Origin of the sequence: Marinomonas sp. S3726 (assembly GCF_000967665.1) — a bacterium.
Taxonomy (GTDB): domain Bacteria; phylum Pseudomonadota; class Gammaproteobacteria; order Pseudomonadales; family Marinomonadaceae; genus Marinomonas.
The window spans coordinates 74,943-92,865 of the sequence record NZ_JXYC01000039.1 but is presented as its reverse complement, the minus strand read 5'-3'; the positions used below and the strand labels follow the sequence as shown (position 1 = coordinate 92,865).

At 39.9% G+C, this 17,923-nt stretch carries 18 protein-coding genes; 11 read left to right on the top strand and 7 right to left on the bottom strand.

Annotation, left to right across the window (positions count from 1 at the left end; translation table 11 throughout):
- Positions 1-153 precede the first annotated feature (153 nt).
- Both TW85_RS22910 and TW85_RS22905 read right to left on the bottom strand, forming a co-directional pair.
- Positions 154-837: a glutathione S-transferase family protein gene (locus tag TW85_RS22910; RefSeq protein ID WP_046019474.1), complete on the bottom strand. Its 684-nt coding sequence runs from the start codon at positions 835-837 to the stop codon at positions 154-156.
- A 67-nt stretch (positions 838-904) separates the two neighbouring features.
- Positions 905-1,276, bottom strand: a complete 372-nt coding sequence (locus tag TW85_RS22905) for a VOC family protein (RefSeq protein ID WP_046019473.1) — start codon at positions 1,274-1,276, stop codon at positions 905-907.
- A 147-nt stretch (positions 1,277-1,423) separates the two neighbouring features.
- On the opposite strand from TW85_RS22905, the gene TW85_RS22900 reads away from it, so the two are divergent.
- Complete coding sequence (locus tag TW85_RS22900) at positions 1,424-2,287, top strand: LysR family transcriptional regulator (RefSeq protein ID WP_046019472.1); 864 nt, start codon at positions 1,424-1,426, stop codon at positions 2,285-2,287.
- Positions 2,288-2,370: 83 nt separating this feature from the next.
- On the top strand, positions 2,371-2,598 hold the full coding sequence (locus TW85_RS22895) for a DUF1289 domain-containing protein (RefSeq protein ID WP_046019471.1): 228 nt from the start codon (positions 2,371-2,373) through the stop codon (positions 2,596-2,598).
- Positions 2,599-2,638: 40 nt separating this feature from the next.
- On the opposite strand, the gene TW85_RS22890 is transcribed toward TW85_RS22895, so the two are convergent.
- Positions 2,639-3,898 carry a HAMP domain-containing sensor histidine kinase gene (locus tag TW85_RS22890; protein ID WP_046019470.1) on the bottom strand — a complete coding sequence of 420 codons (1,260 nt, stop codon included), beginning with the start codon at positions 3,896-3,898 and terminating at the stop codon, positions 2,639-2,641.
- 11 nt (positions 3,899-3,909) lie between these two features.
- The gene (locus tag TW85_RS22885; protein ID WP_046019469.1) at positions 3,910-4,587 is read right to left on the bottom strand and encodes a response regulator transcription factor; all 678 of its coding nucleotides are present in this window, start codon (positions 4,585-4,587) and stop codon (positions 3,910-3,912) included.
- Positions 4,588-4,741: 154 nt separating this feature from the next.
- On the opposite strand from TW85_RS22885, the gene TW85_RS22880 reads away from it, so the two are divergent.
- Positions 4,742-5,767, top strand: a complete 1,026-nt coding sequence (locus tag TW85_RS22880) for a glycosyltransferase family 2 protein (protein WP_046019468.1) — start codon at positions 4,742-4,744, stop codon at positions 5,765-5,767.
- Complete coding sequence (locus TW85_RS22875) at positions 5,758-7,218, top strand: glycosyltransferase family 39 protein (protein WP_238326282.1); 1,461 nt, start codon at positions 5,758-5,760, stop codon at positions 7,216-7,218. Before TW85_RS22880 ends, TW85_RS22875 begins: the two co-directional genes overlap by 10 nt.
- Before the next feature lie 78 nt (positions 7,219-7,296).
- On the opposite strand, the gene TW85_RS22870 is transcribed toward TW85_RS22875, so the two are convergent.
- Positions 7,297-7,980, bottom strand: a complete 684-nt coding sequence (locus tag TW85_RS22870) for a DNA-3-methyladenine glycosylase I (protein WP_046019467.1) — start codon at positions 7,978-7,980, stop codon at positions 7,297-7,299.
- 23 nt (positions 7,981-8,003) lie between these two features.
- Positions 8,004-8,921: an alpha/beta hydrolase gene (locus tag TW85_RS22865; protein ID WP_046019466.1), complete on the bottom strand. Its 918-nt coding sequence runs from the start codon at positions 8,919-8,921 to the stop codon at positions 8,004-8,006.
- A gap of 277 nt (positions 8,922-9,198) precedes the next feature.
- Here TW85_RS22865 and TW85_RS22860 point away from each other — a divergent pair, with 277 nt between their 5' ends.
- From TW85_RS22860 to TW85_RS22840, 5 genes are all read left to right on the top strand, one after another.
- Entirely contained in the window at positions 9,199-9,924 is a 726-nt protein-coding gene (locus TW85_RS22860) for a pyridoxine 5'-phosphate synthase (RefSeq protein WP_046019465.1), read from the top strand.
- 23 nt (positions 9,925-9,947) lie between these two features.
- A complete protein-coding gene (locus TW85_RS22855; protein WP_046019464.1) occupies positions 9,948-10,526 on the top strand; it encodes a tRNA-uridine aminocarboxypropyltransferase in 579 nt (192 codons plus the stop codon).
- Between the two features lie 25 nt (positions 10,527-10,551).
- A complete protein-coding gene (locus TW85_RS22850) occupies positions 10,552-10,848 on the top strand; it encodes a DUF1244 domain-containing protein (RefSeq protein WP_046019463.1) in 297 nt (98 codons plus the stop codon).
- A gap of 62 nt (positions 10,849-10,910) precedes the next feature.
- Entirely contained in the window at positions 10,911-11,561 is a 651-nt protein-coding gene (locus tag TW85_RS22845) for a transglutaminase-like cysteine peptidase (protein WP_052702382.1), read from the top strand.
- Between the two features lie 76 nt (positions 11,562-11,637).
- Entirely contained in the window at positions 11,638-13,590 is a 1,953-nt protein-coding gene (locus tag TW85_RS22840) for an EAL domain-containing protein (protein WP_046019462.1), read from the top strand.
- Between the two features lie 62 nt (positions 13,591-13,652).
- Here TW85_RS22840 and TW85_RS22835 read toward each other — a convergent pair whose 3' ends face one another.
- Entirely contained in the window at positions 13,653-14,012 is a 360-nt protein-coding gene (locus TW85_RS22835) for a hypothetical protein (RefSeq protein WP_052702381.1), read from the bottom strand.
- Between the two features lie 145 nt (positions 14,013-14,157).
- Between TW85_RS22835 and TW85_RS22830 the strand changes: the two genes are divergently transcribed.
- Together TW85_RS22830 and TW85_RS22825 are read left to right on the top strand one after the other, a co-directional pair.
- Complete coding sequence (locus TW85_RS22830; protein ID WP_046019461.1) at positions 14,158-16,524, top strand: type I secretion system permease/ATPase; 2,367 nt, start codon at positions 14,158-14,160, stop codon at positions 16,522-16,524.
- Positions 16,525-16,530: 6 nt separating this feature from the next.
- Positions 16,531-17,859, top strand: coding sequence for an HlyD family type I secretion periplasmic adaptor subunit (locus TW85_RS22825; RefSeq protein WP_046019460.1), 1,329 nt, complete (start codon positions 16,531-16,533; stop codon positions 17,857-17,859).
- Positions 17,860-17,923: the final 64 nt, after the last annotated feature.

Below are 17,923 nucleotides of genomic sequence, written 5' to 3'. Positions count from 1 at the left end.
ATAATTAGGCTTTATATTAATGATTTATGAAATATGTGATGGTAATGTTTGAAAATATATATTATTTAATTACGTTATATTTCTACCTTTATGTTAAAGATAATATTTAGAGTGGCTGGTTTTTAACTAGGTTTTATTTTTTAAGTGAAAGTATTAAGCAGAATTTTTCTTGATATTTTTTGAAATATAAGCCCCATTCTCTTTGATAAAAGTTAGCAATAACTCGTTGTAATTTATGGGTACAGCATTTTGGATGGATTGACGTTTAGCAAGAGTGTTGTGCCATTTTAGTATTCTTGGAAGACCGTAAAATAAGTTTGAGTTTGTGAGTGAACCAAGCACATGGAAGTATCGGAAAATGGTGGCGAAAACAGCGTCTACCATATAAAAACTATCTTCAAAAAAACCGCCTTCATCTGAAAGCCTTGATTCTATGATTGTTAATTTGTTCTCAATACTTGCTAAGGTTTTATTTACCTCGTTGAGGCTTTTATCTTGGTAAATCAGTTTTGCAACTAGGTTTAAAATATCAGTCGCGAATGCGATCCAAGCACAATGGCTAGCTTTTAAAAATGTATTTTTTGGATAGAGTGAATTGGGTGACACGGTATCAAGGTATTGGCAAATAACATCTGATTCAAAGAGTATCTGTTTCTCATTTATGACTAAAATGGGTACTTTTTTGATCGGAGAAAGTTTAGAAAGCCAGTCTGGTTTATTGTCTAAATCAATATTGGTTCTTATATAGGGGATTTGTTTTTCTATCATGAGAATAATAACCCTTTGTACATAAGGGCAAATTTGATGGCCGATGAGATGAAAATTTTGTTGAGTCATAATTTAGTGCCTTTAACTTTTTTAAAAAGCCGCTCTGCTTACTTTTTCTAAGCAGAACGGGATAGTCTTAAGTCATGCAATGGATATTTAATTTATTGCCATCTAAATCACGAAAATAAGCGGCATAAAAACCTGTATCACCACGAAACCCTGGATCTCCTTCGTTTTTAGCGCCTAGTTTTAATGCTTGCTTATGTATGGCGATGACCTGCGTTTTGTCTTTTGCTGCAAGTGCTATCATGACGCCATTACCCACACTTACTTCTTTTAAATCAGCAGGCGTATGAATCGAAAACATGGGAGTGTTAGGTGCTGCTGCCCAAGCAATAAAGTCGCTTTCTTGCATTGCCCTTGTCGCGCCAAGTAATTCAAATAGCACATCATAAAATGATGCCGAACGGGGTAAATCATTTGTTCCAACGGTTGTATAAGCAATCATGAATCTAGTTCCTCTTTCTTTTAATTTTTACCAAAAAGATGTTTTTTGGCTGCTTCGTAATCAAGAATTAAAATCATAGGGGTTTGCAAAAATGAAAACAATTTGTAAATATGACAAGCATTTTTTCATTTTTGACAAAGGTGTTTTATGGATTGGAATGCCATAAAAATTTTTACGGCTGTGGCTCACAGTAGAAATTTAGTGGCAGCAGCCGCATCTCTGGGTATGAGTCACTCGACTATCTATCGGCGTTTGAATGATTTTGAAGATGAGGTTGGCCGTTTATTTGAACGTTTAAATGGCAATTATGAGCTGACAGAGCTCGGTGAAAATATGCTGATTCGGGCACAACATATTACCCATTCATTTGAAGATATTGAGCGTGATATTGTTGGCATGGATACTCAGTTAAAAGGGGTTGTGAGAATCACTGCGCCAAGCAGTTTTTCATATCATATTTTACCCAACCATATTGCTCAATTTAATGAAAAATACCCTGATATTCATATTGAGTTATTAGTCACAAACTTAGAGCTAAATATGACTAATCGTCATGCAGATATTGCTATTCGAGTGACATCAAAACCGCCTGAACATCTTGTGGGGCGGGAAGTGCGGCGTATTAAATGGGGACTATATGCGAGTCTAAACTACCTAGATAAATTTGGCCAACCAAAGCAAATTGAGGACTTAGAGCAACATAGTCTCATTGGGGCTGCTGGCTCATTAAGAAGTCATAAAATATTTCTAGAATTGGATAAATCTCATTCATTGGCTATCCAGCAAAGAACGGATGATCTGATTGCTATGTCATCGATGGCAAGCAGTGGATTAGGCATTGCTATATTACCAGATGACCTTGCGAAACCAGGATTAGTGAGACTCTTTACTTATGAACAAGGTAACGAGAATCAGCTATGGGTATTAACGCATCCAGATTTACGAAAAGTCGCACGGATAAAAGAAGTGATGAGGTTTTTAAATGACGTTCTTTCAAGTGACGCTCTATAATTCTATAAAGTAAGTTTGGTTAACGCTTTTATTAAATCGGCCTAGACTTAAGGTATAGATGTAAAAATGTAAGAGAGGTGTTTATGTCTGACCATTTAGACGTAAAGAAAGAGGGTGATTTAGTTGATGATATCCCTTCGCCTTGTGTGCGTAATTGTTGCTTAGATAACGCCGAAATTTGTTTAGGCTGCTTTCGATCTCTTACCGAAATACTGCTATGGAATAGAGCAACACAGATTCAGAAACGGGCAATTCTTGCCCAGTCTCTTTCACGTAAAAATTCTCGCGAAGCCGCTCTAAAAGGTTTTTAGTATTAGCGCTGGCCATATGACTTAACAGCGCGGCATCTTTTTATACAAAATCTATGCTGGCGGTACAGCCTTTATCTGAATTGTCTATCAAGCTAAAGTGCCAATCGTATTTCTGGCAAATATCTTTAACGATTAACAAGCCTAGCCCAAAGCCATCGGCCTGCTCTGGTTTATCTTTGAGCCCTATGCCTGTATCTATTACCTTGATGCCATTTTTATCCAATATTATGGTGATACTGCCCTCAAAAGTGCAAGAGAAGGCATTTTTAATCATATTGCCTACAAGGATTTTAATAATACTTTCTGGCACCTTGATCATACAGGGGGATTGGCTCTGAACCTGATAATTTACTAACTTATCTTCTAGTAAATGCTGATGGGTCTTGATTATGGATTCGATACACCTCTTGCTGAGTTCGTAAGCTTTTGGTGCTTCGATTTTTTCTTCCCGTGTAAGCGAAAGTAAGGTGGTGACGAAGATGTCCATTTCTTGAGTCGAAGTATCTAATCTTAATCTTTGGCGCTCAACAAAATCAGGCTCGCTAGAATGCCCTAATAAAGAAATAGCACCTTTCATTACCATTAGCGGGCTGCGTAATTCATGGCTTGCATAACGGGTGAATGCTCTTTCTCTTTCCACTAATAATTTGATCTTTTCTTGGTATTCATTGATTCGGCTAGTTAATTGCCATATCTCTTTAGTGGCACCGCCGTCAGGTAAACTTAAGGGCTCAAAATGGTTAACCGAACGCTGTTTTAATTCTTTTGAAAGCTTAGATAGGGGGGACGTAAGTCGATCAGACACCTTCAAAATAATAAACAAACTAATGCCTAAGAGAATAAGCGAAAATAGCATCTGCTTATACTGAGTTTGAAACATCTGTTCTTCGCTTAACTCATAGACATCGTCGTAATGGAGAAGGTAAATATCTTGCATTACGCCCATTATTTGACGTTTTGTTTTCATAATAAAAAAGTCGTAATACTGAGAGCTGTAGTCATCAATTTCATGCAGAGTTTCAAATTCAAGTGAATCAGGTAATCTCACATTTTCAGGTAGCGAATCAATGCCAACAAACACTGAGCTGTAAGGCGAAACGGTTAAGCTTTTTGTTCCTAGGTGTAGCGCTGGTAGAGCTAGCTGTAAATCTTTGTTTAAGCGATTTTTAGCATTGAGAACTTCTAAGTCTTCCAAGGTCGAGTTAAACAGTGAGAAGTGAAATACTATGATAGCAAACGCCAGCCCAGCAAAATAAACAAAGGTAAGCTGTTTAGCTGAGCGTATGTTATTAAAATTCAAAATAAAATTACCTAGTTAGCACTGGAGATAAGTTGATAGCCAAGTTTTGGTACAGTTTTGATATAAGCGTGATTAAAAGGCTTATCTATCAAGCTTCTAAGCTGATACACATGGCTTCGTAGTATGTCTTTTTCAGGCTCATTTTCTTGCCAAATGAGGGCAGAAATCTCATCTTTACTGACAACTTCAGGTGCTCTTAACATGAGTATTTTAAGCAGGTTAAATAAAGTCGGGTTGAGAGGAAAACGGCAGCCATTTCTTTCTACAGTATGGTTATTTATATGCAGCGTTAGCTCTTCAAATTCTAATTTTTTAGTGGCTATCATGCCTTTCTGACGACGACATAGGGCTGTAATTCGGGCTTCTAGAATTTCCAAATCAAAGGGTTTAACAAGATAGTCATCTGCACCTTGATCAAAACCAACGAGCATATCTTCTCGTGTGTCTCGTGCGGTGAGCATGATAATAGGCGTTGTAATGCCTTGCTCTCTCAGCTTCTGGCACACACTAAGCCCATTCATTCGCGGTAACATAATATCTAAGATAATCAGGTCATAATGATTTTGGCAGGCTAGATCATAACCTTGTACACCGTTATTGGCGTAATCTAGTTCGTACCCCTTAATTTCAAAATATTCAAAAATAACAGCCGCAATGTCTTTGTGATCTTCAATCAATAATAGGTTCAATTTGGGTTACTCTTTGACGATAAATTAAGGGGATTGTGCGAAGGTTAATGATTGAACCTTAAGGTAACCTTAAGCTTGTCAAAAAAATGTCGCTGACCTTTTGCTGACATCTGTCTCTTTATTCTGATGCTTCTATCAAGTTAAGGCGTCAGTTATGTCTATCATTGCGTTATCAAACAAGCTCCCTCAGTTAGGCCGTCACTACCAAGAGCCCAATATTTTGTTGTCAGTCATTGTGCCTTTTTATAATGAGGAAGCGGTTCTACTTCAGTGTCATCAAAGATTGATTAAGGTCTTGGATGAAATAGGCCAGCAATGTGAAATTGTTTATGTGGACGATGGCAGCAATGATGCTAGCTGGCCGTTAGTGAGCCAACTTAAGAGCCAGCATCATCAAATTCAAACCCTAAGTTTGAGCCGTAATTTTGGTAAAGAAGCGGCGATGACAGCTGGGCTTAAGGCGAGCCAAGGCCGAGCAGTTGTTTTAATTGATGCTGACTTACAAGACCCGCCAGAGTTGATATTACAAATGTTAGAAAGCTGGAAACAAGGCTTTGATGTGGTCGATATGCAACGACGCGTACGTCACGGTGAAGGTTGGTTTAAGCGTAAAAGTGCGGCTTTATTTTATAAACTGATGAGCTATTTAAGTGACATTCCCATTCCTGAAAATGTAGGGGATTTTCGTTTACTAGATCGCAGAGTCGTTGATGAAATTAATGCTTTGCCTGAAAAAACACGCTTTATGAAGGGCTTGTTTGCTTGGCCTGGTTTTAAACGGACTTGCTTACAGTTCGATCGTGACCCAAGACTTGCGGGAGAGACAAAATGGAATTTCTTAAAGTTATTGGATCTTGCTTTTGAAGGGGTGTCTTCTTTCAGTATTAAGCCCTTAAGAATTGCCACGGTTGCAGGTGTGATGACCTCTTTGTGTGCTTTGGCCATGCTGATCGTTATCTTGGTGAAAACCCTCATGTTTGGAGAGGCGGTGGCAGGCTATCCTTCACTAATTACCGTTATCCTCTTCTTGGGTAGCGTACAACTTTTATCCATTGGGTTATTAGGTGAGTACATAGGCCGGCTCTTTATCGAAGCCAAGCAAAGACCTGTGTACCTGTTGATGGAGCATAATAAGCAGCAAAAAACCAAGCAAGTTGAGGGTGAGCTTTCATGTCAGTAATGGAATCTGGATCACCTTCTATAAAACAGACAAGTCGTTTTAGTTTGCAACAAAAAGTCGTTGCACTCTTGCTCTTGTGCTTATTAGTCAGGTTTTTTAGCCTTGGTTTGTACCCTTTGATGGATACAACTGAAGCTAGGTATGGAGAAATGGCACGTATCATGTTTGAAACGGGGAACTGGATCACCCCTATGTTTGATTATGATATTCCATTTTGGGGTAAGCCTCCTTTGTTTAGTTGGCTTAGTGCGCTGGGCTTTTCCGCCTTGGGTGTGACTGAGTTTGCTGCCCGTGTGCCACACTTTCTGGTCTCTTTGCTGGTTATGATATTGGTTTTTAAATTAGCGAAAAGTGCTCATCAAAAAACTGAAACGGCTTATCTTGCGATATTGGTTCTTGCCTCTACTTCGGCTTTTAGTTTGTATTCTGGTGCTGTGATGACAGACACAGCTTTAACCTTTGCGATTACTTTGAGTATGGTGAGCTTTTGGCAAGCTTGGCAATTAAAGTCGCGCTTGTGGGGTTATGTATTTTTTGTTGGTCTAGCTATCGGTTTATTATCTAAAGGGCCTTTAGCACTTGTTCTTGTAGGGATGAGTGTCTTCTTGTGGGTATTATTTGGCAATCATTGGCGCAGGCTATACCAAGCTTTACCTTGGTTTTCAGGCAGTATACTCATGCTTGTGATCAGCTTGCCTTGGTACATTATTGCTGAATATGAGAGCCCAGGCTTTTTAAATTACTTTATTGTTGGAGAGCACTTTAAACGCTATGTGGTGAGTGGCTGGAGTGGTGATCTTTATGGAACAGCGCATAAGCAAACTCGTGGCACTATTTGGTTGTATTGGCTGGTGGTAATGTTGCCTTGGACACCAATATTAGCCTATCAGGTTATACGTTTATTTAAGCAGGGCAAAGAGACTCAATCCTCCAATAGCGGCTACATCAGTTTCTTATGGTGCTGGGTGTTAGCGCCACTTATCTTATTTAGTTTTGCTGGCAATATTTTACATAGCTATTTGATGCCAATATTACCGGCAATTGCCTTATTAATTATGGCTTATCATGAAAGACAAAATCTCTCAGAGCGTGTGTTTAAACTGGCGTTGTTTACACCCATTCTATTATCTGTATTAATTTTTGCGATAAGCAATGGCTGGACATCAAAGCAATCAGAAAAAAGTTTGATGCAAGTTTGGAGTAAACAGCAAGAAGCAAATAAAAGTGATCTTGTTTATTTAGGGAAACGTCCATTTTCGGCCCAATTTTATTCGAATGGGAAAGCCGTGAGTCAAGTAGAGAGCTTTACTTCGTACCGTTCTAAACTTAAACGTCCTAGTTTTATAGTTTTAGCAAAAAAGTCTATGGCAACTAAGATTAAGCGATTTGGCTGTGAGGTGAGAGGGGAGTCTAAAAAACGTTATCTGCTTTATTGTATAAACCCAGAATAGGGCGTTGATAATTTATTTATCTTAAGCAGTATAAGAGCATGATTAAATTGAACATGCTCTTTTTTAAAGTTATTGGTTTTAGTGATTAACACTGTAGGCAATAATCTGGCTGATTTGAGTCATTGGACGCTGACTCTCTTGCTGCCAATGGTTGAAGGCATTTTGAGCTGCACGCCAAGCGGCTTGGGTGTCACGACCAGTGGTAATAATCTCTCTATTTCTAAGATAGCCTTCCACATCACGGCTTAGAATAAAGGTATCTTTACCCATAATACGTAATGAGTAAGGGCCTGTGTTACCACCTAGACGTTTACCTTCTTTTTTAAGGTATGCCCAAAGTCCAATAATGTCTGAACTTGGCCAGTTAGCAACCATATTGGCAAAACTGCCATGTTTAAGACTAGCTTCGTACATCATCAACGCATTTTCTCTGATGGTCATAACCTTGGTGAAATTACGTATGATGCTAGCGTCTCTGGCTTTTTCTTCCCACATTTCGTCACTGATTAGCAGCATTTTTTCAATATCAAAACCAAAAAAAGCCGCTTCAAAGTTTGGCCATTTATTACGTACGACTTGCCAACTAATACCTGACTGAAAGATTTTCTGCGTCATGGCGGCTAACCAGCGATCATCGCCAATTGCAGCAAGCGCTTCTTGGCTTAAAGGTTTATCTAATAAGGTTTCCAGTGCGGCTTCACCCTGATGACGTTGGGCAGCTCTTTGATAAATACTGTCAAATGCTTCGTAAGCTTGACTCATTTCTAATCCTTTTAAAACTTAGGTTAAAGCAAGGAAGTTGGCATTGGTTTACCGGCAATGCTAAAAATGGCGGCATTAACATCTTCTTGATGAGTCATGTTAATAATATGTCCAGCTCCTTCAAGCCAAACAGTATTTAGCTTGGCTTTAGGGAATATTTTGTCTGCCATGGCAGCACTGCCAGGACGTACTAAACCGTCTTCCGTACCCTGTACTATGGTGATGGGCATGGTAATTTTTGCGAATTGAGATTGCAAGTTAGCCAAACTAGGTGCGATGTCTAGGACTTCTTCATTGGAGTTATACCAGGTGTCAGGAATCAAAAAGTTGGGAATAAAAGAAAGCAGGTTATTAAACCATCTTGCTTCTGCCATTACTGGGTCTAAATCTCCAGCTAGGACGACAATCGCTTTTACAAAATGTGGGTAATCAGCAGCAAGTTTTGGAACAAGAGAGCCACCTAAAGAGTGGCCGACAAGAATAAGCTTCTCTTGATTGTTATCACGCCATATCTCTTCTAACAAAGGGCCTAAAAGGGCTGATTGGCTACTTAAACTGGTTGGGAAACGTTTGCCTGGGTAGCTAGATTCACCCCAGCCCGGGCGGTCGATCGAATTAATAGTGAAGGCGCTAAGTAGGGTTTCATCTTCAAAATAACGAGAGAAAGTACCCCAGCCACCTGGTGTCCCGTGGACAAATACAAGGCTGTCTTTTGCTTCAGTATGAGCAACTGCAGAAGTATTAGAGACATAATGTAATTGATAACCGGGTAGCTTCAACGTTCTCTGATTTATCTGGGTTTGACTCACTCTTTCTGTGATTAACTCGTTCTTGCTGATTTGATCAAGCTGGTCAGTACCAGAGCAAGCCGCTAAGACAAACGCAATAAGGCTGGTTAAAGACAGCTTAATGAAGGATGAGAGTTTTTTAAGTGAGCGCATTAAGATTTATTTCCTACCCTAAGTTTTGATTAGACTGTGACATAAAAAAGGCGAAGAAAGTTCACTTCTGTGTGATCTTACTAAATATTTGCTTAATTCAGCATGTATGGATGAGGGTTGGAAAAATATTGAACCATTATCAGTTTCAGTAGGTGTTAAAAATTCCTTTTTTAAACAAAAACCTATAAATAAACCAGATTATAAAACAATTGATTGAAAGTCAGGGTATACATTGTCATATAATGAGATCAACTCAGTCTCAGTAGATAGAAATAACATGACTCATTTAAGTGTAAATTTAAATAAAATCGGCCTATTAAGAAACTCTCGTGGTCGTGATTACCCTAATATGGTTCAAGTCGCTAAAAAGACGCTGGATTTAGGGGCATTTGGTATTACGATTCATCCTCGTCCTGATCAACGTCATGCGACTTATCAAGATGCAAGAGACCTAAAAGCCCTATTGGCCCAATACCCGGGCAAAGAGCTTAATATTGAAGGTTTCCCTGACCAGGCTTTCTTGGATGTGGTGCTTGAAGTTGTCCCAGAGCAGTGCACGCTAGTGCCTGATGATCCGAACCAGCTTACCTCAGATCATGGTTGGAACTTAGGTCGTGATTCTGAAACCCTTGTTCCTATTATCAATAAGCTTCAAGCTGCTGGAATTCGTGTGTGTCTCTTTATGGATCCAGAAGCAGATGCAATGAAAATGGCAAAAGATACCGGTGCAGACCGTGTCGAGCTATACACAGAAGCGTATGCGAACGCTTATGCAAGCGACGACCAAGAAAAGGTATTAGCTAAATATAATGAAGCGGCACAAGCTGCCGTTGATGCAGGCCTTGCGGTAAATGCAGGACATGATCTTGATTTAGAAAATGTAAAAGCATTGTGTGATTCAGGCTTAATCACTGAAGTGTCTATTGGCCATGCGCTTACTGTTGAATCCTTGGATATGGGTTGGAACAATGTGGTGCAGGCTTATCTTGATCGACTATCCTAGGGTTAGACGAACACATTAAGTATATGGCACGAAACTATTGTGAAAAATGTCACTATTTAGTCAAGCAATGTATCTGTGATTTGATTCCAAATCTGGTACAGCCCTTGAAGATAGTGATATTACAGCATCCTAAAGAAGCCAAGCATGCCAAAAATACGATTAAGCTGGTAGCGCAAGTTTGGCCTGATGTGCAGTGTATTATCTTGCCCGAAAATGATGTTGAAAATACGGACTATTTTGAGGCAATTAATCATAACTGGTACTTGTTGTATCCAGGTGAAACTAGCCAAGCATTAGAGTATTTTCCTGAGCAGGATAAAAAGCGAATAGAAGGTATTGTCCTCATTGATGCAACTTGGCGTAAAGCTTATAAATTGCTTCAACTTTATCCTGAGTTACAGGCGCTACCTAAAGTAAGTTTTGCTACTAGCCCTCAAAGTGTTTATGAAATTAGAAAAGCACCTAGTTTAGATGCTTTGTCTAGTTTGGAGGCTTTGGCTCATGCCAGCCAATTAATAACGGGTAAAGAGACGAAACCCTTAGTGGATTTTATGGTCAAAGCCCAAGCACGTTTATGGCAGCAAAGGCCAACACATGAATAACTAATCCCTTTAGATGGAAACGAATATGTCAACTGATAAGCAACAAACAGAAATAGAAGCCGCTGTATTAAGACGTTTATTGGCTCACTTAGATGAGCGTAAAGATGCCCAAAATATTGACCTAATGAACCTTGCTGGCTTTTGCCGTAACTGTTTGAGTAAGTGGTATTTGGCTGAACATGAAGCGCGTGATCTAGAAATGGATTATGACAAAGCCCGTGAGTATGTTTACGGTGAACCTTATGAAGATTGGAAACAAAAGCATCAAGTAAGCGCTAGCAAAGAGCAATTAGCAAAATTTGATCAAGTCACAAAGAAGTAATGTCTTAATAGACTAAAATTACCTCAATGCTTTTTAAATGACACATAGGATTAGAGCCTTTTATGACTCTAGCTTCACTTAAACGCTATTTTCTGCCAGTGATAATTGGGGCGCTCAGCCTAGTAATTATTGCTGCGCCAGAAAAATATCAAGCCTTGTTCGCCTCGGTTGAGGTGAAATATGGCGAAAGAGCGGTGAAGCGTGTTAGAACTTGGCGAGATTTAGTCGCCGAGAATCAAGATGCGAGTGAACTGCAAAAGCTCACTCGTGTTAATGATTTTTTTAATCAGATGGATTTTGTCGATGACATTATTCATTGGGGGCAAGAAGACTATTGGGCCACCCCAGTTGAATTTCTTGGAACCATGGCGGGAGATTGTGAAGATTTCACGATAGCTAAGTACTTTACCCTAAGGGAGCTTGGCATCAGTGATGACAAACTGCGTTTAGTCTATGTTAAATCTTTAAGCCTTAATCAACACCATATGGTGTTGGCTTTCTACAACAAGCCCACCTCAGTCCCTGTCTTGCTTGATAATCTAGACAAGCAATTAAAACCTGCATCAAAGCGTAGAGACCTTTTACCTATCTATTCATTCAACGCTAAAAACCTTTGGTTATCGAAAGCTAAAGGGCGCGGTGAATTGGTTGGTGGTTCCTCTCGATTAAGTTTATGGACAGATTTGAATAATCGGTTGGAGGACTTCAATTGAAACAAACAACGATAAAAGAATGGGTATTGGTGTTTATGTTTTTCAATGCCGCTAAATTAGACCATGGAGCAGCAAAATGACGTTATTTAGGCAGTTAATGTTCACCATAGTCGTGATATTTACCCTGATGTTAGTTGTGGTAATGGCGATTAACTTTAATACCACTAAAGAGTATTTGGTTAATCAACTGGCATCGACTACTCAAGACTCTGCGAACTCACTTTCTATGTCTGTCTCTGATTTTATGAGTATGGAAGATTACACCGCCGTTGAGTCTAGTATTCTGGCAGTCTTTGATAGTGGTTATGTGGCTGAGGTTAAGATTCATGTTTATGCCAATGATGAGCATATTGTGAGAGCTGAGCCAACTCAAATTCAAGGTGTGCCTGATTGGTTTATTAACGCCATAGATTTTGATGTGCCAACGGCTAATGCCATCATTTCTAATGGTTGGAATGAGCTAGGCCAAGTCTATATCACAGGTAATGCTGGTTACGGTTATTATCAGTTGTGGCTGGCCAGTGGCGAGCTGCTTTTTTGGTTTGGCTTGATTGGCTTTCTAACCCTTGCTGTGGGGGCTGGTACCCTTAAATGGATCTTTAAACCTTTGGTGGCGGTTGAAAAGCAAGCTGAAGATATTCAGCAAAGACGTTTTGTTAAGATGCAAGAACTACCAAAAACACGTGAGTTAAAGCGTGTAGTAGAAGCCATGAATAGAATGGCAGAAAAGTTAGAAAAAGAATTTGAATCAGAAGCCGAAACAGCCCAATGGTTACAGGCAAAAGCTTTTAAAGACCCGGTAAGTGGCTTAGGTAATCGACACTTTTTTGATAGCCAAGCATCGGCACATTTTGCAGAAACGGATAGGGCGACTGATGGTCTAATTTTAATCAGCTTAATTGATCTAGCTAAACTGAATAATGAGAGAGGCTTTGAAGCGGCTGATGCCTTTATTCGTGCCTCGGCTGATCTTGTCTCTTATAAACTAAGCGAGTGTGCCAGTAGCAGTACGGTAGCTCGTTTATCTGGGGCTGACTTTATTGCTCTAGTGCATCATATTGATCATGACTCTCTCGTTAAGCTGGTGGATAACATCATGGCTTCGCTATATAAGCTTGTGGCGACTCAAACAACCTATTCAGAAGGTGTGGCAAATATAGGGGCTGTCATTCTCGATGACTCTGTTGAGAAGTCCAAAGCCATGGCGCAGGTGGATAGTGCTTTACGTTCTGCTAGAAGTATGGGTATTAACCAAGTCAAAGTATTTGGCTTAGATGATGATAAGCAAGTGGCGATAGGCCGACTTGCTTGGAAAGAAATGCTTGAGTTTGGTATCGAGAATAAAGCCTTTCGTTTGCGTAAGCAGAAAGTGGCGCAACTCGAAAATCAACAGGCACTTCTTCATGAAGAAGTATTTGCAAGTTTAGAATATGAGGGCAAGCAATATCATGCGGGTTACTTTATCAGCTTGGCAGAACAGTTTGATTTAGGTGAGCAGGTCGACCAAGTCATTATTGAAAAAGTTATCGACTATATTGAACAAGCACAAGAGAAAAACTCACTTACGATTAACTTATCAGCATCGGCATATGTTAAGCCTAGTTTTATTAATTGGTTAGATAAAAAGTTAGATACCTTATCAGATCAAGTGAAAGAGCACCTGTGTTTTGAAATTTCAGAACAGAGTGTATTGAACACAGAAGACCATGCCATTATTTTGTCGAAAACCTTCAAAAAACATAAAGTTAAGTTTGGTATAGATAATGTGGGTAAGCAGTTTTCAGCATTCCAGTATCTGCAAAATTTAATGCCAGATTATGTCAAAGTGGATGCGTCATATACTCGTATGGCGGTAGGCAATAAATCTGAATCCTTCTTTATGCATACTCTGTGTAAAATGTTTAATTCGTTACATATCCAAGTGGTTGCAACTGGGGTGGAAAGTGAGGAGCAGTGGGAAATCCTTCAACGCTTTGATATCTATGCTGCTCAAGGTTATGTGCTTGGAAGTGCGGTGGATATGGACTGATTAAAAACCAGACAGGGCGGTGTAAAAAAATGTAACTCCGTTCACTGTCTGGGTTTGGTTAATTAGATCAAAGAATCGTTATTATCAGGTAAGTCCGACTCGCCAATTAGACTGTCTTCATTACCTGTGTGTATGCCACGAACCCATTTACGACTCAGTAGTTTCTTCTGTGCTGCCATAGGTAATTCGGTGAACTGAATAATTCTTTTTTCGGTAAGTAGGTTCACCAAATCTTCGAGTACCCGCATCATCTCTGAGTCAGAGGTTTCTAGCATACTTTGAGTATCGTGAGTTTGGATTTTTTTCTCGAGTATCTCAATCACGTTTTCATCATGTGGAGAAACCAACGTTTTGTATTCATCAGAAGGTTCTGTTGCCACATCTAAAATATTATTGTTTTCATCTAGTTTGGCATACAACATGACTAATTCCTTGATTTATAGAAAAATTTAACTGAACTGAAAGGTAAACAATTGTATAAAGTCTATTATTTACGACACTTAAACTCTATTCTAGAGTAATAGCATAATCAAAAGTAGTTTAGAACTTTAAATTAAGAGGTATTGGATGTCAGATTCGAAGCGTACGTCAGATTCCGACTCTTCACCACACCACACTCAAGATATAAATCCAGCCTCTGAGAAAGCCAGCAGTTTAGACGATTCAATTGCAGCAACCTATGATAGAAAGAAACAGGAAGCAGGTTTAAAGCAGCTCGCTTCAAATTCAGCCGAACCGGTAGAAACGAGTATGACGGCAGATGAAAAGACTACAGCAGAAGAAAAAGCACAATGGGATCTAACTGGGCAAGGCGTCGACTATCCTAACCCACTGTTGGATTGCTTGGTTTTATTGAGTAAGTTTTTCAATAACCCTTATACACCTGATGCTGTACGAGCAGGGCTCCCTATCACCGATGATTTGATGACGCCTGACTTGTTTGCCAGGGCGGCCAATCGCATCGGTATTTCTTCACGCTTTATTAAACGTAAAATTTCTAAAATTTCCCATATGGTCTTGCCTGTCGTTCTGTTACTGAAAGATCAGGATGCTTGTGTTTTATTGGAAATAAATGAGAAAGAGCAAGTTGCTAAGCTCTTTCGTCCTGAATCCGGCGAAGGTGAAGTTTTTGTTAGCCTTGCTGAATTAGAAGAAAGCTATACGGGCTACTGCTTTTTTGTAAAACCTAAGTTTCGTTTTGATGATAGGGCGCAAGAAAACCAATACTCTAAGAACCATAAACATTGGTTTTGGGGGACGGTAACTCGTTCTTGGCGTATTTATCGTGATGTTTTTGTTGCCTCTTTATTAATTAACTTATTTGCAGTGGCAAGCCCATTATTTGTCATGAACGTATACGACAGGGTCGTGCCAAATAATGCTTTTGATACCCTCTGGGTGTTGGCTGCTGGTGCGGCGGGCGTTTATTTATTCGATTTTTTACTGCGTTCTTTACGAAGTTACTTTATCGATCTGGCGGGTAAGAAATCAGATATCCTTATCTCTGCCAATATTTTTGCTAGGGTTAACGGCATTAAAATGGCCGCTAGGCCGCGTTCTGTGGGGGCGTTTGCGAAAAACCTGCAAGACTTTGAAAGTATTCGAGACTTTATCACTTCGGCCAGTATTACCACCTTGGTAGATGTGCCCTTTATGTTCCTGATTATAGGTATCATTTGGTTGATAGGCGGCCCTGTCGCTTATATCCCTATGATTACTATTTTCTTGATTATTGCTTATAGCCTGATGATTCAAGTGCCTCTGCGCCGTTCTATTGAAGAAGGGCAGAAAACAGCGTCTCAAAAGAATGCTTTATTAATTGAAAATCTCTCTAACGCTGAGTCAGTGAAGCTTAATAACGCTGAAGGTGTGATGCAGCGTCAGTGGGAAGAATCAGTGGCTAATATAGCTAACTGGGGTGTGAAGACGCGACAGCTAGCGCAATCTTGTTCTAACTTTGCCATGGTGACTCAACAAATGACCACTGTTGTTATGGTGATTATTGGGGTTTATCAGATCTCAGCAGGCGAGATGAGTATGGGGGCCTTAATTGCAACCGTGATGCTGACAGGTCGTGCTCTTGGCCCTATGGCACAAATAGCGGCCTTGGCGACTCGTTATAATCAGGCAAAATCAGCTTTCACCTCTATTAATGAAATTATGAGTTCACCTGTCGAACACTCAGATGATGTGAAATATGTCCATAGACCAAGATTTGAAGGTGAATTCCAGTTTGATACTGTGACCTTTGCTTACCCAGAGCAAGAGCAAGCGGCGATAAGTAATGTGAGTTTCACCATTAAAAAAGGTGAAAAAGTGGGCATTATTGGCCGTATTGGTTCAGGTAAGTCTACCGTGGGTAAAATCATGACAGGCTTGTATGAGCCGATGGATGGTGCGGTTCGTGTCGATGGCGTTGACGTTAGGCAGGTAAACCCAACGGATTTACGTCGTAACATTGGTTCAGTGTCTCAAGATGTCAGCCTTTTTTATGGTTCTATCAAGGACAACATTGTTTTAGGTGTGCCTTATGTTGAAGATGAGGCCGTTATTCGCGCTGCAAACCTTTCAGGTGTGTCTGAGTTTGCTAACCGTAAACCAAGTGGGTTAGACAGTATGGTTGGTGAACGCGGTATGCTTTTATCTGGTGGACAAAGGCAAAGTATTGCGATTGCCAGAGCGTTGTTATTCGACCCATCAATTCTTATTCTAGATGAACCAACTGCCTCAATGGATAACACTACAGAAACACGTATGAAGCGTAGGTTACAAGCTGGTATTAAAGACAAAACCTTGATCCTGATTACCCATAAGTCATCCATGTTAGATATGGTGGATAGGTTGATTGTTATGGATAACGGACGAATGATTGCAGATGGGCCTAAGGCTCAAGTACATGAAGCTTTGCGCCAAGGGAAACTAAAGGTAAGTTAATTAATCATGAAACAACCCAATATTTCTCAAGAGGATTTAGCCTATTCCTCAAATTACAACGCAGCATTAATGCTTAAGTCACCAAGAGGTGGCCGAATTATTTTGTGGAGTGTATTCCTATTTGTTGTGTTCGGTGGCCTTTGGGCTAACTATACCGAGCTAGACGAAGTGACTGTGGGTGAAGGTAAGGTAATTCCATCAAGTCAGGTGCAAATCGTACAAAACCTTGAAGGCGGTATTTTAAAAGAAATTCACATTGAGACTGGTGACAATGTAGAGCGTGATCAGTTATTGATGACAATCGAAAATACAGCGGCAGTATCCTCTTTGCGTGAACAGCAGGCAGAAGGGATAAACTTAGCCGTTCGAGCCGCTAGATTAAGAGCCGAAGCGAATGGTAGTGAGCCAAGCTTTGATGCTGACTTAAGGGCTTTGTATCCAGAAGTGGTTGATCGTGAGTTGCGTTTGTATCAAAACCGTTCTGAATCCTTAAGTACTAATCAGTTTGTTTTTGAACAGCAAGTTGCCCAGAAGCAACAAGAAATTGTCGAATTAAGTGCCAAGTTAGATAACCTAAGAACCAGTTATGAATTGGCTCAGGAAGAGTTAAGCCTTACCCGCCCTGCATTTGAGCAAGGTGCTGTATCTAAGGTTGAATTATTGCAATTAGAACGCCAAGTAAACCAAATGGAAGGGGATATGAAGGCGAGTCAGTTGGCGTTACCTAGGGCTGAGTCTTCCTTAGTTGAAGCGAAAACTAAGCTTTTAGAAAGTAGTGCTAAGTTTAGAGCAGAAGCGCAGGAAGAATTAACGAAAGTACAAACCACGCTAGATAAGATCAAAGAGGCGAGTGTTTCTTTAGAGGATAAGGTATTAAGGACACAGGTGAGATCTCCTGTAAAAGGGATAGTAAAGCAGCTTCAAATTAATACTGTGGGTGGTGTTATTCAACCTGGTCAAAGTTTGGTTGAGATAGTGCCACTAGAAGACTCGTTATTGATTGAAGCGAAGATACGCCCTGAAGATATTGGTTTTATCAAACCTGAATTAGTCGCAATTGTTAAGCTGTCTGCTTATGACTTTGCCATCTATGGTGGATTGACTGCCACCGTTGATAATATCAGTGCTGACACCATTATTGATGAAGAAGGGAACAGCTTTTATTTGGTAAAAGTAAGGACGAATAAAAACTTTCTTGGCACGGAAGAGGCTCATCTACCAATCATTCCTGGCATGCAAGCAACTGTTGATGTGATTACGGGTAAAAAGAGCCTGTTAGATTATTTATTCAAACCTATCCTAAAAGCGAAACAGAATGCCTTAAGGGAAAGGTAAGTTACCATTTCATAACAATAATATTGTCTAAGCTATTCATTTTGAAACGAAAATTAACACTATT

Bases quoted from the DNA above. Each gene is read 5' to 3' on its own strand.
- TW85_RS22845 (WP_052702382.1), top strand. From the start codon at position 10,911: ATGACTCTAGCTTCACTTAAACGCTATTTTCTGCCAGTGATAATTGGG.
- TW85_RS22895 (WP_046019471.1), top strand. From the start codon at position 2,371: ATGTCTGACCATTTAGACGTAAAGAAAGAGGGTGATTTAGTTGATGAT.
- TW85_RS22835 (WP_052702381.1), bottom strand. From the start codon at position 14,012: ATGTTGTATGCCAAACTAGATGAAAACAATAATATTTTAGATGTGGCA.
- TW85_RS22870 (WP_046019467.1), bottom strand. From the start codon at position 7,980: ATGAGTCAAGCTTACGAAGCATTTGACAGTATTTATCAAAGAGCTGCC.
- TW85_RS22865 (WP_046019466.1), bottom strand. From the start codon at position 8,921: ATGCGCTCACTTAAAAAACTCTCATCCTTCATTAAGCTGTCTTTAACC.
- TW85_RS22825 (WP_046019460.1), top strand. From the start codon at position 16,531: ATGAAACAACCCAATATTTCTCAAGAGGATTTAGCCTATTCCTCAAAT.
- TW85_RS22850 (WP_046019463.1), top strand. From the start codon at position 10,552: ATGTCAACTGATAAGCAACAAACAGAAATAGAAGCCGCTGTATTAAGA.
- TW85_RS22840 (WP_046019462.1), top strand. From the start codon at position 11,638: ATGACGTTATTTAGGCAGTTAATGTTCACCATAGTCGTGATATTTACC.
- TW85_RS22830 (WP_046019461.1), top strand. From the start codon at position 14,158: ATGTCAGATTCGAAGCGTACGTCAGATTCCGACTCTTCACCACACCAC.
- TW85_RS22875 (WP_238326282.1), top strand. From the start codon at position 5,758: ATGTCAGTAATGGAATCTGGATCACCTTCTATAAAACAGACAAGTCGT.
- TW85_RS22860 (WP_046019465.1), top strand. From the start codon at position 9,199: ATGACTCATTTAAGTGTAAATTTAAATAAAATCGGCCTATTAAGAAAC.
- TW85_RS22905 (WP_046019473.1), bottom strand. From the start codon at position 1,276: ATGATTGCTTATACAACCGTTGGAACAAATGATTTACCCCGTTCGGCA.
- TW85_RS22880 (WP_046019468.1), top strand. From the start codon at position 4,742: ATGTCTATCATTGCGTTATCAAACAAGCTCCCTCAGTTAGGCCGTCAC.
- TW85_RS22910 (WP_046019474.1), bottom strand. From the start codon at position 837: ATGACTCAACAAAATTTTCATCTCATCGGCCATCAAATTTGCCCTTAT.
- TW85_RS22900 (WP_046019472.1), top strand. From the start codon at position 1,424: ATGGATTGGAATGCCATAAAAATTTTTACGGCTGTGGCTCACAGTAGA.
- TW85_RS22855 (WP_046019464.1), top strand. From the start codon at position 9,948: ATGGCACGAAACTATTGTGAAAAATGTCACTATTTAGTCAAGCAATGT.